The 15,093-nt window shown below is 54.6% G+C and carries 13 protein-coding genes; 7 read left to right on the forward strand and 6 right to left on the reverse strand.

The window, feature by feature from the left end; all coding sequences use genetic code 11:
• The first annotated feature begins 582 nt into the window (after window positions 1-582).
• Window positions 583-1,530 carry an NADP-dependent oxidoreductase gene (locus ABKW30_RS21595; RefSeq protein WP_348600985.1) on the forward strand — a complete coding sequence of 316 codons (948 nt, stop codon included), beginning with the start codon at window positions 583-585 and terminating at the stop codon, window positions 1,528-1,530.
• An 8-nt stretch (window positions 1,531-1,538) separates the two neighbouring features.
• On the opposite strand, the gene ABKW30_RS21600 is transcribed toward ABKW30_RS21595, so the two are convergent.
• Window positions 1,539-2,366, reverse strand: a complete 828-nt coding sequence (locus ABKW30_RS21600; protein WP_348600986.1) for a helix-turn-helix transcriptional regulator — start codon at window positions 2,364-2,366, stop codon at window positions 1,539-1,541.
• 53 nt (window positions 2,367-2,419) lie between these two features.
• Complete coding sequence (locus tag ABKW30_RS21605) at window positions 2,420-3,310, reverse strand: bile acid:sodium symporter family protein (RefSeq protein WP_348600987.1); 891 nt, start codon at window positions 3,308-3,310, stop codon at window positions 2,420-2,422.
• A 271-nt stretch (window positions 3,311-3,581) separates the two neighbouring features.
• On the opposite strand from ABKW30_RS21605, the gene ABKW30_RS21610 reads away from it, so the two are divergent.
• The 3 genes from ABKW30_RS21610 to ABKW30_RS21620 all read left to right on the forward strand — a co-directional run bounded on the left by ABKW30_RS21610 (window position 3,582) and on the right by ABKW30_RS21620 (window position 6,692).
• Window positions 3,582-4,802 (forward strand): MFS transporter, encoded by a 1,221-nt coding sequence (locus ABKW30_RS21610; protein WP_348600988.1) that lies wholly within the window; start codon window positions 3,582-3,584, stop codon window positions 4,800-4,802.
• A 205-nt stretch (window positions 4,803-5,007) separates the two neighbouring features.
• A complete protein-coding gene (locus tag ABKW30_RS21615) occupies window positions 5,008-5,934 on the forward strand; it encodes an ABC transporter ATP-binding protein (RefSeq protein WP_348600989.1) in 927 nt (308 codons plus the stop codon).
• Window positions 5,931-6,692 carry an ABC transporter permease gene (locus ABKW30_RS21620; protein WP_348600990.1) on the forward strand — a complete coding sequence of 254 codons (762 nt, stop codon included), beginning with the start codon at window positions 5,931-5,933 and terminating at the stop codon, window positions 6,690-6,692. Before ABKW30_RS21615 ends, ABKW30_RS21620 begins: the two co-directional genes overlap by 4 nt.
• Here ABKW30_RS21620 and ABKW30_RS21625 read toward each other — a convergent pair whose 3' ends face one another.
• The 4 genes from ABKW30_RS21625 to ABKW30_RS21640 form a co-directional block, all read right to left on the reverse strand.
• Window positions 6,693-7,127 (reverse strand): TA system VapC family ribonuclease toxin, encoded by a 435-nt coding sequence (locus tag ABKW30_RS21625; protein WP_348600991.1) that lies wholly within the window; start codon window positions 7,125-7,127, stop codon window positions 6,693-6,695.
• Complete coding sequence (locus ABKW30_RS21630) at window positions 7,127-7,354, reverse strand: CopG family transcriptional regulator (protein ID WP_348600992.1); 228 nt, start codon at window positions 7,352-7,354, stop codon at window positions 7,127-7,129. The genes ABKW30_RS21625 and ABKW30_RS21630 overlap by 1 nt, the downstream gene beginning before the upstream one ends.
• Before the next feature lie 90 nt (window positions 7,355-7,444).
• Window positions 7,445-8,131 (reverse strand): ligase-associated DNA damage response endonuclease PdeM, encoded by a 687-nt coding sequence (gene pdeM, locus ABKW30_RS21635; protein WP_348601112.1) that lies wholly within the window; start codon window positions 8,129-8,131, stop codon window positions 7,445-7,447.
• A gap of 26 nt (window positions 8,132-8,157) precedes the next feature.
• On the reverse strand, window positions 8,158-10,731 hold the full coding sequence (locus ABKW30_RS21640; protein ID WP_348600993.1) for a ligase-associated DNA damage response DEXH box helicase: 2,574 nt from the start codon (window positions 10,729-10,731) through the stop codon (window positions 8,158-8,160).
• Between the two features lie 62 nt (window positions 10,732-10,793).
• Here ABKW30_RS21640 and ABKW30_RS21645 point away from each other — a divergent pair, with 62 nt between their 5' ends.
• Genes ABKW30_RS21645 through ABKW30_RS21655 form a run of 3 tightly spaced genes read left to right on the forward strand, consistent with a single transcriptional unit; the run spans window position 10,794 to window position 14,906 of the window.
• Entirely contained in the window at window positions 10,794-11,834 is a 1,041-nt protein-coding gene (locus ABKW30_RS21645; RefSeq protein WP_348601113.1) for a ligase-associated DNA damage response exonuclease, read from the forward strand.
• Window positions 11,834-13,465: a cisplatin damage response ATP-dependent DNA ligase gene (locus ABKW30_RS21650; protein ID WP_348600994.1), complete on the forward strand. Its 1,632-nt coding sequence runs from the start codon at window positions 11,834-11,836 to the stop codon at window positions 13,463-13,465. The genes ABKW30_RS21645 and ABKW30_RS21650 overlap by 1 nt, the downstream gene beginning before the upstream one ends.
• Window positions 13,458-14,906, forward strand: a complete 1,449-nt coding sequence (locus ABKW30_RS21655; RefSeq protein ID WP_348600995.1) for a deoxyribodipyrimidine photo-lyase — start codon at window positions 13,458-13,460, stop codon at window positions 14,904-14,906. Before ABKW30_RS21650 ends, ABKW30_RS21655 begins: the two co-directional genes overlap by 8 nt.
• The last annotated feature ends 187 nt before the right edge of the window (window positions 14,907-15,093 follow it).

A 15,093-nucleotide genomic window follows, 5' to 3' on the forward strand; every position in this document is an offset into this window, starting at 1 on the left:
CACTGCTATCTTCATCTTTTGCTTCCTTGCTCAAGGTATCGCGAATCAATTCACGCGCTATAGCCAAAGTCGACAGTCAAATTTTTGCCAACCAGTTTAAAAATTGCAATTCCGGGTCGGTGAATTTGATGGCATCCGGATGAGCAGCCAGTATGTGTCGGATGGCTGCCACCTGTTCGACGCCCAATTCCCGATTTATTTCAACACATCTGCGCTACCTGTTACAGATGCATGTAAATATGATACCATTTGATTTTCGTGCTTTTGGTGGTCCGGTATTTCGTGTGCAACGCGAAGTGCACTCGCAAGCAGGGCAAGTAGAAAGATTGCTGTCAGTATTCCGGTCGCCGTTTATGCGCTCGTTCTGGCGTTGATGGCGGCGCAGGCGATTGCGCGAGCACAAACCCTTGCCACAAGTTCCTCACGGTCTGCCGCAACAGGCGCTATATTGTTCATGATCAGCGATACCATCCTTGCTTATGGCAAATTTCGATTTGATATTCCGTTAGAGGGCCTCTGGGTCTTGTCTTCTTATTTTGCTGCACAGTGGTTCATTGCGCGGTCATCAACCTGGAGATAGTCATGCGTGCGGCAGCAGTTGAAGCATTTGGCGCGAAAGTGGAACTCATCGAGCTACCCAAGCCAGAGGCCCGGAGCGACCAGATACTTGTCAAGATATCGGTAGCCGCAATCAATCCGTTTGACTGGAAAGTGGCCGATGGAATTCTCAAGGGAAAGGCACCGCATGTCTTCCCTCTGGTCCTAGGCAATGACGCCGCCGGAGTCGTGGAATATTGTGGCGAGGACGTCACCGGATTTTCGGCCGGAGACACCATATTTGGCCAGTTTCTGCATATGCCTCTCGGCGAAGGTCCCTATGCGGAATATGCACGCGTTCCCGCATCGAACCTTTTGAAGAAATTGCCTGAAGCGCTGGATATTTTTCAGGCCGCAGCTTTGCCCACAGCCGGAATGACAGCGCTTCAGATGGTTGAAAATCTGGATCTGCCGGAAGGAGCAACCATACTCGTTGTCGGCGCAACTGGTGGAGTGGGTTCCTTTGCCGTGCAGTTGGGCGCTGCAAAGGGCTTGAAAGTTGTGGCGACGGCGCGGGCCGGCAAGGCAGCACGCATGAGCGAGTTCGGGGCAGTTGCCACGATTGATCACACTGCTTCGCCGGTCTCCGAACAAATACGCCAGCTCTATCCGGAGGGCATCGATGGTTTGATCGACCTGATGAGCGGGGATGCCGAATTCTCTGCTCTGGCATCACAAGTCAAGAAGGGTGGAACGGCCTTCACCACCGCATTCGTGGCTGATGATGTACAGTTGAAGGAGCTATCACTCAAAGGCGGCAATTTTGAACTTTCCGCCGATCATGAACTTCTGGACCGCCTGATAGGTCACGTGGCTTCTGGCCATGTAACCATCCTTGTTGATCGCACCATCTCCCTTGATGACGTTCCCGAAGCCATTGAGGAAAGTCGCAAGGGCCGCTCTGCGGGAAAAACCCTCATCAAGTTCGACTGATTCCGGCTTCAATTAGTGGTGCCAAAGTAACCGCGTGGCGGGGTCCCCAGCATTCGCTTGAACATGGTCGTGAAGGCCGGAACACTGTTATAACCGAGATCAAGGGCGACGCTGGTCACCTGCTCACCCTTGGTCAGGCGGGGAAGCGCGGCAAGCAGACATGCCTGCTGCCGCCAGGTGGAAAGGCTCACACCCGTTTCCCGCCGGAACAACCGGGTGAAGGTACGTCTGCTCATGCCAAGCTCATCGGCCCAATGATCTATATTCGTGTGCGGGGAAGGGGCTTTCAGGAAATCACGGCAAAGCGCCGCAAGGCGGCGATCATCGGGAAAAGGCAGTCCAAGCGGACGTTCCGGCAGATTTGGAATTTCATGCAGCAGCAGGCCCATGACAAAGGCGGCCCGTGTGCTCGAAGCAACTTCGGTAGACGCGCCAATCGCCTCACGGATAAGATTATCCATGAGCGGCGTCAGCCCCACCACATGCAAATGGCTTTTCAGCCCTTCCACTGCGGCGGGCCGGACATAGATGGAATGCATGGCTACGTCGCCAAGCATATCCACCGCATGCTCAATACCCGCCGGAAGCCATAATGCATGGTGCGGCGGAACCATCCAGCGTCCAAACTTGGTTGTTACCATTGCAACACCTGTTACCGCGTGCAGCAATTGTGACTGGCTGTGGTAGTGATTGGCAATATGGTGACCGCCGGGATAGTTGGTTGCCAATGCCAGAACATCACCTTCGGCCTGATCCAGCCAGTTCAGACGCAGCTGATGAAGGTCTTCCAGTTCCACCCCGATTGAGCTGGCACTGTTGAATGTCTTGTAGCGCATGGCTGTGACCCACTCTCGTAAGAAGCGCACAAGAGCACGAAAGCGGGCGCTGATCAACTTCCTATTGAGATTGCCTTATGTGCCTTGTGCCTCTTCTTCAGCCAATAGCCGAAGAGCGCTGCTGTAATGAAGGCGATCAGCCCGTAAATTGCTGCAGGTACGGCCATGGTTGGATTGTTAAGGAGAAGCGGACTTAGCGCTATGGCGATAGCGAGCGTGCCGTTGTGAATACCGATCTCCATACCTATTGCAGTTGCCTGTCGATTATTGATCCCAACCGCCCTTGGCACGAAATAGCCCACAGCGAGACTGACCAGATTGAAAGCAAGAGCGGCCAGCCCGACTATCGGTGCCCAAATCTGGAGCGTTTCCCATTCCTGCACAAGGGCCACAACAACGACCATCAGCAGGAAGATCAGAGATAATATCTTGACCGGGCTCGCCATCCTTTCCGCAAAAGCCGGATAACGGTTGCGAATCCACATGCCGATGATCACCGGTCCGAGCACAATGATGAACACCTGCATCACTTTCGAGAACTGGAGCGGGATTGCCTGCCCTTCCGGAAAGAAATGTGCCAGCGACCAGTTTACGATAAGGGGCAGGGTGATAATCGAAAGCGCCGAATTGACCGCCGTAAGAGAGATATTGAGCGCAACGTCACCATCCGCGAGATGGCTGTAGAGATTGGCCGATGTGCCGCCCGGACTGGCTGCAAGCAGCATCATTCCTACAGCGAGCGCTGGCTCCAGGTCGAACAGGTAAATAATGCCGAGACAGGCAAGAGGTAGAATGATCGTCTGGCAAAAAAGTGCGACAAGAACCGCTTTCGGCGCTTTCAGCACATTATGAAAATCTTTCGACGTCAGAGCCAACCCAAGGCCGAGCATGATAATACCCAACGCCAGAGGCAAGAATATTGTCAGCGCCAGACTGTCTTCCATAGTTCCCCCCTTAACTGTTTTTCCCTTCACACCTGATGTGTGTCAGGAACGCCCGCTCATCCCTCAATAAACTTTTGCCACTCAACGTCATATTCGTTTCGATTTCAATGACTGGCCTTCATTGGCCAAAACTGACGGGTCAAGGTGAATTTGGCCCAGTTGAGAAAGAAATGGACCAAACCACGAAAGCAGGTTTCATACAACTTCTATAATAGGTTGAGCTGAGCGTCGGAACGACGCTTTTTTGCTTGAATCTCGATGGACCATTTTAATGACCGACACAGCCATGCCTGCGCAGCGTTCGTCTGCCGAAACAACTGTCTTTGCGATTATTTTTGCAGTCAGCTTTTGTCATCTGCTCAATGATATGATGCAGTCGCTTCTTGCGGCCATCTATCCGATGCTGAAAGAGAACTATGGCCTCAACTTCAAGCAGATCGGTTTCCTGACACTGACCTTTCAGGTTACGGCATCACTGCTGCAGCCAATCGTAGGTACATATACCGACAAACATCCCATGCCCTATTCATTGCCGGTCGGGATGGCGTTTTCCCTGGTCGGTCTCGGCATCCTTTCGATGGCCACGCATTATATCATGCTGCTCGCCGGAGCTGCATTCATTGGTATCGGCTCATCGATTTTCCATCCGGAATCCTCGCGCGTTGCCCGTCTGGCATCGGGCGGGCGGCATGGTCTGGCACAGTCTTTCTTTCAGGTTGGTGGCAACTTCGGGACTGCACTCGGACCATTGCTGGCTGCATTCATCGTCCTGCCACAGGGCCAGAAAAGCATTGCATGGTTCTCGGCCGCGGCTCTTGTCGGCATGATCATACTTTATCAGGTGGGTAACTGGTATCAGCGTTATCGTATTGCCAATGCAAACAAGCCTGCAGCAAGCCGGGTGCTGAAGCTGCCACGCGGCAAGGTCATCACATCACTGATCATTTTGACCTTGCTCGTCTTCACCAAAAACATCTATCTGGCCAGCATCTCCAGCTACTATACGTTCTATGTCATCCATAAGTTTGCGATCACGGTACAGCAATCTCAAATGATGCTGTTCCTGTTCCTCGGGGCTGCCGCTCTCGGGACGGTCCTTGGTGGTCCCATTGGAGACAAGATCGGCACGAAGGCGGTTATCTGGTTCTCAATTCTCGGTGTGCTGCCATTTACGCTGATGATGCCCTATGCCAGTCTGTTCTGGACAGGTGTGCTGACGGTCATCATCGGATTCATTCTTTCCTCTGCCTTCCCGGCCATCGTTGTGTTCGCACAGGAATTGGTCCCGGGCCGTGTGGGAATGATCGCCGGTATCTTCTTCGGCTTTGCTTTCGGCATGGCCGGTATCGCAGCGGCCGTTCTCGGTTTTGTCGCCGACCTGAAAGGCATCGACTATGTTTATGCGGTCTGTTCCTTCCTGCCGTTCCTCGGGTTGCTGACAATCTTCCTGCCAAGCATGCGGGAAGTGCGGGGCGAGACTGCTAAAGCCTGAATGTAGAAAAGGGAGCCCGATCCGGGCTTCCTTTCACAATGTTTCGACGGGTTGGCGGCTACTGACGCCATTTGTCATGATGGTGGTTTGAATTTCCGGTTTTATCACCATATAAGGAACATCGTTCCCAAGATGCCCCGCATCGAGCGATCTGATTTGCTGATAGGTACATCAGATCGTGCATAGCTTCCTTCCGGATCACATCATGTCCTTAGCAATTTCCGTCTCTGGCCTTAACAAAACCTATGAATCCGGTTTTGAGGCGCTGAAGAATATCAACCTCGATATAAAGCATGGCGAAATATTTGCGTTGCTCGGCCCGAACGGCGCCGGCAAGACGACGCTGATCAGTATCATCTGCGGTATTGTCAATCCGACCTCCGGCAGCATTCTTGCTGATGGTCACGACATCATCAAGGAATACAGAGCTTCGCGCACCAAGATCGGGCTTGTTCCGCAGGAATTGACCACAGACTCTTTCGAGACAGTCTGGGCTACGGTCAGCTTCAGCCGGGGCCTCTTCGGCAAGCCGTCCAATCCAGCGCATATCGAAAAGATTCTCAAGGAACTGTCTCTTTGGGAAAAGAAAGACTCGAAGATTATGACCCTTTCCGGCGGCATGAAGCGCCGTGTCATGATCGCCAAGGCATTGTCGCACGAGCCGGAAATCCTGTTTCTGGACGAACCGACGGCTGGCGTTGATGTCGAGCTTCGGCGCGATATGTGGAACGTCGTCCGCGCATTGCGGGAATCCGGTGTCACCATCATCCTGACGACGCATTACATCGAAGAAGCCCAGCAGATGGCTGATCGTATCGGTGTCATCAACCATGGTGAAATCATCCTGATTGAAGAGAAGGATGAGTTGATGCGCTCGCTCGGCAAAAAGCAGCTGCGCCTCAAGCTTTCCGAAAAGCGCCAGGATATTCCGGAAACACTGGCAAAATACGGACTGGAATTGTCACAGGATGGCTGCGAGTTGGTCTACACCTATGACACCCAGAAGGAGCGGACCGGGATAACATCCTTGCTGAAGGATCTCGACAAGGCCGCTGTCCGCTTCAACGATATTCAGACCAAGGAAAGCTCGCTTGAAGAAATCTTCGTGAGCCTAGTGAGAGAACGCAAATGAACCTCTATGCGGTCAAGGCAATATACCTTTTCGAAATGCACCGTACATGGCGCACGATCATGCAGAGCGTTATTTCGCCTGTTATATCGACCAGCCTCTACTTCGTCGTGTTTGGCTCTGCCATCGGCGGACGCATTCCGGAAATCAACGGCGTCAGCTATGGCGCGTTCATCGTGCCCGGCCTGATCATGCTGTCGCTGCTGACGCAAAGCATATCGAACGCCTCCTTCGGTATCTATTTCCCGAAGTTCGTCGGCACGATCTATGAGCTTCTTTCGGCTCCGGTTTCCTACGTGGAGATCGTCATCGCCTATGTCGGGGCCGCAGCCACGAAGTCCATCATTCTCGGCCTGATAATACTTGCCACGGCTGCACTGTTCGTCCCGCTTCGTATCGAGCATCCGTTCATCATGCTGCTGTTCCTCGTCCTGACAGCGGTTACATTCAGCATGTTCGGCTTTATCATCGGCATCTGGGCGGATGGTTTTGAAAAGCTGCAACTCGTGCCGCTTATGATCGTCACGCCACTGACATTCCTTGGCGGCAGTTTTTATTCAATCGACATGCTGCCGGAATTCTGGCGAACGGTAACGCTTTTCAATCCGGTTGTTTATCTCATCAGCGGGTTCCGCTGGAGCTTCTATGGCGTGTCTGATGTCCATATTGGCACGAGCCTTGCGATGACCGCCGTGTTCCTCGTTGCCTGCATGCTGGCACTGCGCTGGATATTCAAGACAGGATATCGTCTGAAAAGCTGATCAAAGATCGATAAAATGGAGGCTGCCTTTGCCTCCCTGTACGGCGTCTGCAACCAGACGACGATCAAATGTTGCTAATTGCCCGCCATGTGTGCGGGCAAGTGCAAGCAGGTAGGTATCTGTCACTTGGTTCGAGCTTAACAGTCGAGTGGGATCAATAAGCTTGGAACCTACAAGGCTGATATCGTCTGGCCAAAAGACGTGCCCGGGCAAAGATACCAGACCTGAAAGCAAGGTCATCACTGTCGCTGGGGTGCCGGGGGAATTTGGATAGCGTGGATTACCTATAATCCTCAGCACTCCATTTTCAGTTAGCGGGCACGTTGCCCAAGACGCCTTACCTGCGCGGTCAAACCACTCGTGCGCAGCATCGTGGTGGACGTGCACGGGATCAAACAAAGCAATCAGCACATTGACGTCGAGTAGAAATGCCATCAGGACAGTTCATCGCGAAGCTGGTTTACGAGTTCCATCGTAACTGGTGTCCGGTCTTTTACACTCAGTAAAGGCACACCATTTCGCTTGCCTTTTCCCGAGCCGGGAGCCTGAAGCGATTGACGGGCGAGCGTCGAAATCACCTCTCCGACAGTCTTGTGCTGCCTTGCAGCCAGCCCTTTCGCCGCAGCAAGTACATCATCATCTATAGCCAGTGTTGTTCGCATCTCGCTCACCTGCATCACGCATCAATCATCTCGCATCATATATAATATCAATGATGAGTTTTTTCAATCGCGATGAGAAATTGCTGCCTGTCAAACATAAAGAGCCTTGGCGGCCATCGGATAGACCCGCTTGCTGCCAAGCATATAAGCCATGATTGCCTGGGCATCGAAGAGGCCATGAAACGGACGGCTGAGTATATTCATGCCGCCGGTATAAGCACCAAAGGCTGGCATGATCATGCGTGACCGGTCGCTGACGAAACAGCGGCGTTGCACCGCTTGACCGCGGCGAACCACTTTTGCCGCCGGGTGCAGATGTCCAGCTATTTCTCCGGGGCAGGATTTCTTTGATGGCTCATGCCGGAAGACGAGGTTGCCTAAGGCCAGTTCCGTAAAAGTCTCACCGGGTAAATCTGCGGGATGCTCCGGATCGTGGTTGCCCGTGATCCATATCCACTCGCGCCCGGCCATCAGCAAGCCAAGTTCCGTTGCATATTGTTGCGGCAGCCGCGCAGCCGCCTGACCGTCGTGGAAACTGTCACCAAGGCTGATGACGCTGGCCGGATTGTAGCGCCCGATCACCCTGCTCAATGCGGCAAGGGTATTTGCCGTGTCATAGGGCGGCAGCATCATGCCGCGCCGCGCGAAGGAGGAGCCTTTTTCGAAATGCAGATCCGATACGACGAGAATCCGGTCGTCTTCCAGATACATTGCACCGGACGGATCGCAAATGCATCTATGCCCGGCGACGGCCATTTCGGCGGCACCGTGCAACATGGTTTTGGTTATTTGCGCTACCAGATTCATGAATGGTCTGACATTTCTCTTGTCAATTCGTCGGCGATCTCTTCAAGCAAGGTCTCATGCGCTTCGCCGGGAACACGTTCCTTGCCAATTTCCATCATCACCGGAACGGCAAGCGGCGAAATCTGGTCGAGATCCTTGTGAATGATATGACCTTTGATTCGGCTTAGCATATCGCTGAGACGCCGAATGTCCAGAAGTCCGGTCGCCGCATCGGCGCGCGTTGCCTGAATGAGAATATGGTCCGGCTCGTGCTCGCGCAGCACATCATAGATCAGATCGGTCGAAACCGTCACCTGCCGTCCCGTTTTTTCCTGTCCGGGATGGCGCTTTTCGACGAGCCCGGAAATCAGCGCGCAGTTGCGGAAAGTGCGCTTCAGCATGAAACTTTCCGAAAGCCATGCTTCCAGATCGTCGCCAAGCATATCCTCATCGAATAGTTCCGAAAGCGGCAGTTCGCCCTTTTTGAACATGCGGCCCATATCGCGAAGGCCCCAGATCGACAGCGCGTAATCCGTGGCGATAAAGCCTAGCGGCCGCGCCTTTGCCCGCTCCAGACGGCGGGTGAGCAGCATGCCCAGCGTCTGGTGTGCCAGCCTGCCTTCAAACGGATAGATCACCATGTAGGAGCGTTCGCCGCGCGGAAAGGTTTCCACCAGAAGACTGCCCGGTTGCGGCAGGACGGACTTTTCCTTCTGAATGCGCAGCCAATCGCTTACCTGATCAGGCAGGGCCCCCCAACGACCCCGATCGGCCAGAATGTTGCGCACCTGATCGGCCAGATAGGTGGTCAGCGGGAACTTGCCGCCAGCATAGGAAGGTATCTTGGCGTCAAAACCTTCCGCATTGGAAACGATACATTCGTTCTCGCGGATACCTTCGAAGCGCAGCACGCGCCCTGAAAAGAAAAACGTATCGCCGGGCGTCAATGCTTCCAGAAAATGCTCTTCTACCTTGCCCAGAACAGGGCCGCCCCGCGCATTTGCACCTTTTCCCCGCTGCCGTGTCAGACGCACATTGAGTGAAGGCGCCTCAATGATCGTGCCGACATTCAGTCGGTACTGCTGCGCAATGCGCGGATGGGTAACGCGCCATGTGCCATCAGTCGTCTGGCGGATTTTCGCAAACCGCTCATAGCTTTTCAGGGCATATCCACCTGTCGCCACAAACTCGATAATGCGATCAAACGTGTCGCGTGGCAAAGCGGCATAGGGCAGGGCTGTGGTTATTTCCTCGTAGAGTTCGTCTGCGCGGAACGGTTCAGCGCAAGCCATGCCGAGCACATGCTGCGCCAGCACATCCAGTGAACCTTCGCCCAAAGCTGGGGTATCCTGTGCGCCGATATAGTTTGCATCGAGCGCGGCCTGACATTCCATGACCTCAAAGCGATTGGCCGGGACAAGGATCGCGCGTGATGGCTCATCCATGCGATGGTTGGAACGGCCGATACGTTGCGCAAGACGGCTCGCACCCTTGGGCGCGCCCACGTGAATGACAAGATCGACGTCGCCCCAGTCTATACCAAGATCGAGTGTCGATGTGGCGACAACTGCCCGCAGCGCATTTGCGGCCATAGCCTGCTCAACCTTACGCCGCTTGCTGACATCAAGCGAGCCGTGATGCAGCGCAATCGCCAAATTGTCGTCATTCGCCATCCACAGATCGTGAAACAGGCGCTCTGCCTGACTGCGTGTATTGACGAAGATCAGCGTCGTGGCGTGCTGCTTGATTGCTTCGTAAATACCCGGCAAGGCATAGACTGCGGAATGTCCCGCCCAGGGAACACGATCTTCCGTTTCCAGAATGGTGATATGTGGCTTCGCCCCGCCTTCGACGGTCACGAGACTGGCTAAAGACGCTCCACCTGTTTGCGGGACAAGCCAGCCGCGCAGTTCATCCGGATCAGCAACCGTTGCCGAGAGGCCAATCGTTTGCAGCCCCGGTTGCAGTCTTCGCAGTCGTGCAAGTCCGAGAGATAAGAGATGCCCGCGTTTCGAGGTTACCAGGGAATGCAGCTCATCGAAAATGACGTAGCGCAAATCTTCAAAAAAACGCCCCGCATCCTTACCGGCAATCAGCAGCGCCAGTTGTTCCGGCGTCGTCAGCAATATATCCGGCGGCGCCAGTTTTTGCCGCTGCCGCTTGTGGGCGGGTGTGTCACCAGTGCGCGTCTCAAGGGTTACATTCAGGCCTATTTCGTCAATCGGCCTGGCCAGATTGCGCTGAATATCGACTGCCAGTGCCTTCAGCGGTGAAATGTAAAGCGTGTGAATGCCCCGGCTTGTCACATTGCCTTTGCCGCGCTGGGCAAGGTCCACCAGAGCTGGAAGAAAACCCGCCAGCGTCTTGCCCGCTCCGGTTGGTGCAATCAGCAAGGTCGAATGCCCGGCCTGCGATTGCTCCAGCAACTCAAGCTGATGCTCACGGGGCAACCAGCCCTTGGTCTGAAACCAGCTCAGAAAAAGCGGCGGTAAAAGAGTTGTGCCGGAATCGGCGATGGGTGCGTTGCTGGTGCTCACTGCTGCAAATGTAATGATCCGGCGGCAATGCGCCAAGGTTTCTTTGGCATTCACAGCATAAATCCGGGGAAACATTTACAAGGATTGCCTGGAGCCAAATGCGGCCTATCTTCGTTATGAGTGTGAATGGAGAGAGCAGTTTGTTGAAACGCCCTGAGGAGCTTTTGCGATCCACGCCTGCCGGTCTCTATTCGCCAGCCGGCGATTTTTATATTGATCCCGTTCGCCCTGTCGACCGCGCACTTGTCACCCACGGCCACTCCGATCATGCGCGTTCCGGCCATGGCAGGGTCATGGCAACACAGCAAACGCTGGACATCATGGCGTTGCGGTATGGTGAAAATTTCGCCGGGGAAACCCAGGCCGCGGAGCTGGGCAAATCCACTGAACTCAACGGTGTGACAGTCAGTTTTCATCCCGCCGGACATGTACTGGGCTCGGCTCAAATCGCCGTAGAGAAAGAGGGAATGCGGATCGTTGCATCAGGCGATTACAAGCGCCGCGCTGACCCGACATGCATTGGCTTTGAACCTGTTACCTGCGATGTCTTCATCACCGAGGCGACATTCGCGTTACCGGTGTTTCGCCATCCCGACAGCCGCGATGAAATCGCCAAGCTGCTCAAATCAGTGGAGCAATTTCCCGAACGCTCGCATCTCGTCGGCGCCTATGCGCTGGGCAAGGCGCAACGCGTCATACGCCTGCTGCGCGATGCCGGATATGACCGCACGATTTACATTCACGGCGCATTGGCCAAGCTTTGTGACTATTACGAAACGCAAGGCATAAAACTCGGGCCCCTTGCCCCCGCAACAATGGAAAAAGGCAGCGCAAGTGACTTCACCGGTTCCATTGTGGTCGGGCCTCCATCCGCCTTTCTCGACAGATGGGCCCGGCGTTTCCCTGATCCTGTCTCATGTTTTGCTTCCGGCTGGATGCGTATTCGCCAACGCGCGCGCCAAGGCGGTGTGGAACTTCCGATCATACTTTCCGATCATTGCGACTGGGATGAATTGACAGACACCATCACCGAGATTGATCCGAAACAGGTCTGGGTCACGCATGGGCGTGAGGAAGCTCTCGTCCGCTGGTGTGATCTCAATGGATATGCGGCCCGGCCCTTGCATCTTGTCGGCTATGAAGACGAGGGCGACTGATGGAAGAGTTCGCTGCACTTCTTGATCGCCTCGTCTTAACGCCCGCGCGTAATGGAAAGCTGAAACTGCTGGCTGATTATTTCCGCGATACGCCGGATCCTGATCGCGGTTTGGCACTGGCTGCCATCACTGGCGATCTGAACATCGCCAATGTCAAACCCGCAATGCTGCGCGCCCTCATTGCGGAACGCATGGATGGGCAACTCTTCGTCTATTCCTATGATTATGTCGGCGATCTTGCCGAAACCATTTCTCTCGTCTGGTCTACGGATGAACCGGTCCGCAGTAATAGCGTGCCGACACTTGGCGATGTGGTTACATCGCTTGAGCGAGCCTCCCGCAGCGATGCGGTCAGGATGGTTGAAAAATGGCTCGATCAGCTTGATGCATCGGCGCGCTACGCTCTTCTGAAACTTGTGACCGGGGGCTTACGCATTGGTGTATCTGCTCGACTGGCAAAACAGGCATTGGCTCAGTTCGGCGAGGTCGATGTTACGGAAATTGAAGAGCTATGGCATGGTCTGACACCGCCCTATCAACCGCTTTTTGCGTGGCTGGAAAAAACAGCGGAGAAGCCGGAAAGCCTTGCCGCTGCGCCGTTCCGGCCGGTCATGCTGTCAACGCCGCTGGAAGAGCCGGACTACGCCCGTATCAATGCGGAAGAATATGCTGCCGAATGGAAATGGGATGGCATTCGCGTCCAGCTGACGTCCGAAAATGGCCAGCGCCGTATTTACTCCCGCACCGGCGACGATATCTCCCACGCCTTTCCTGACATTGCCGATTATATGACATTCGAGGGTACATTGGACGGCGAGTTGCTGGTTGCCCGAAGCAATGATGACGAGATGGAAATCGGTGCATTCGGGGATCTCCAGCAGCGGCTCAATCGCAAGACTGTCTCAGCCAGGCAACTTGAAAGCCATCCGGCCTTTGTCCGGCTCTATGATTTGCTTTTCGATGGCAAGGATGACATTCGAGTATTGCCCTTTGGCGAACGCCGGACGCGGCTTGAAGCATTTGTAAAACAATTGGAACCAACACGTTTCGATCTTTCGCCCCTCGTAGCCTACGAAGCTTTTGACGATCTCACCTTACTACGAAAAAACCCGCCGCATCCGATCATCGAAGGGCTTATGTTGAAGCAGTATTCTTCCGCATATGTGCCCGGACGGCCAAAGGGGCCATGGTTCAAATGGAAACGTGACCCCTTCATCATCGATGCTGTGCTCGTCTATGCACAGCGCGGCCATGGCAAGCGTTCCAGTTATTATTCCGATTATACATTTGCGGTCTGGACCGGACCCGAAACCGACCCCCATCTCGTACCCGTGGGCAAAGCGTATTTCGGCTTCACCGATGAGGAACTGAAACAACTCGACGCCTTCGTGCGAAACAACACCACTGAACGTTTTGGCCCTGTTCGCTCTGTACGGGCCGAACCCGAACACGGGCTTGTGCTTGAAGTTGCCTTTGAAGGGCTCAACCGCTCCAGGCGGCACAAGTCCGGCGTAGCGATGCGGTTTCCCCGCATTTCGCGTCTGCGCTGGGACAAGCCCCCCATAGAAGCCGACCGGCTCGAAACCCTCGAAGCCTTGCTGCGCGACACGCTGAAAGCATCCGATGAATGACACTGCCAAAAAGAACCCAGTCATCGTGCTGTTCCGCCATGATTTGCGGCTGGCTGACAATCGTGCGCTTTATGCTGCATCGCAGAGCGGCAAGCCTGTTGTAACGGTCTTTGTCCGGGACGAAGTAACGAGCAAGTCTGTGCGCCCTCCCGGAGGTGCACGGCGTTGGTGGCTGCATCATTCGCTCGCTGCGCTATCCAGATCACTGGACGCAATGGGGCAGAAGCTGATCCTGCAAAAAGGGCGGACCCAGGCCATTGTCGAGAGGCTGATAAAGGATACCGGAGCGGACACTGTTCTATGGAACCGCAGATATGACCCGGCCGGCATCGAAACCGATACCCTTCTTAAAGCCAGGCTGCAGGAACAGGGCATTGGCGCCGAGAGTTTCGACGGTCATCTTTTGCACGAACCTTGGCAACTCAAGACCGGGGCAGGGGGATATTACCGCGTTTATACGCCGTTCTGGCGCGCTTTCCTGAACGGCCCTGAACCTCGCGATCCAGTTCCCGCGCCGAAGATACTCCAGCAATGGACCGGCAGTCTTTCCTCTGACAATCTGAAAGACTGGGCGTTGCTTCCGGCAAAGCCGGATTGGGCAAAAGCGTTTCACGAAGACTGGACACCGGGCGAAGAAGGCGCAAAAGAAAAGTTGGCTGACTTTCTCGATGAGACGGTGCCCTCCTATCAGAACGACCGCGATCTGCCCGGCATTGAAGGAACTTCACGGTTGTCGCCGCATCTTGCCCACGGCGAGATTACGCCTTTCCAGATCTGGCACGCATCCAGACCATCGGCCGTGAACGATAAGAACAGCGGTGTGGATACATTCCGTAAAGAGGTTGGCTGGCGGGAGTTTTCCTATCACCTGCTCTTCAACAATCCGAAGCTGGATCAGGATAATTTCAACAAGACCTTCGACGCCTTTGAGTGGGACAAAAACCGGAAGCACTTCAACGCATGGAAGAGCGGCAATACCGGCTATCCCATTGTCGACGCCGGGATGCGCCAGCTCTGGCAGACCGGCTGGATGCATAACCGGGTCCGGATGATCGTAGCTTCGTTCCTGATCAAGCACCTGCTCATTGATTGGCGGGAGGGTGAAAAATGGTTCTGGGATACGCTCGTCGATGCCGATCCGGCCAGCAATGCAGCAAGCTGGCAGTGGGTGGCGGGGTCAGGGGCCGATGCATCACCCTATTTCCGGATATTCAACCCCATCCTTCAAGGCGAGAAATTCGATCCTGACGGGGCCTATGTCCGGCAGTTTGTTCCGGTTCTCAAAGACCTGCCCGACAAATATCTGCATAAACCATGGACCGCCCCGCACGCCGTCCTGGATGCGGCCGATATAAAGCTGGATGAAAACTATCCAAGTCCTGTTATCGAGCATGGATATGCGCGAACGCGTGCACTGGATGCTTACTCCAGGACCCGCTGACACGGTTTTCCACACAAACGATCAAATGTCCTGCAGGGACCCATGCAGCCGCTCGCAAGCCAGAAAATGGCGAAAACAGGCCAAAAGGTCCATATAGTGCACTATTCTTTGACGTGGCCGTCACTCATATTCCACCAAAATATTACATCGAAAGTGCTAGGGCGTCCTTGCGTTTGGCCAAATTTTG

This window comes from Phyllobacterium sp. SB3, assembly GCF_040009165.1.
In the GTDB taxonomy this organism is placed as follows: domain Bacteria; phylum Pseudomonadota; class Alphaproteobacteria; order Rhizobiales; family Rhizobiaceae; genus Phyllobacterium.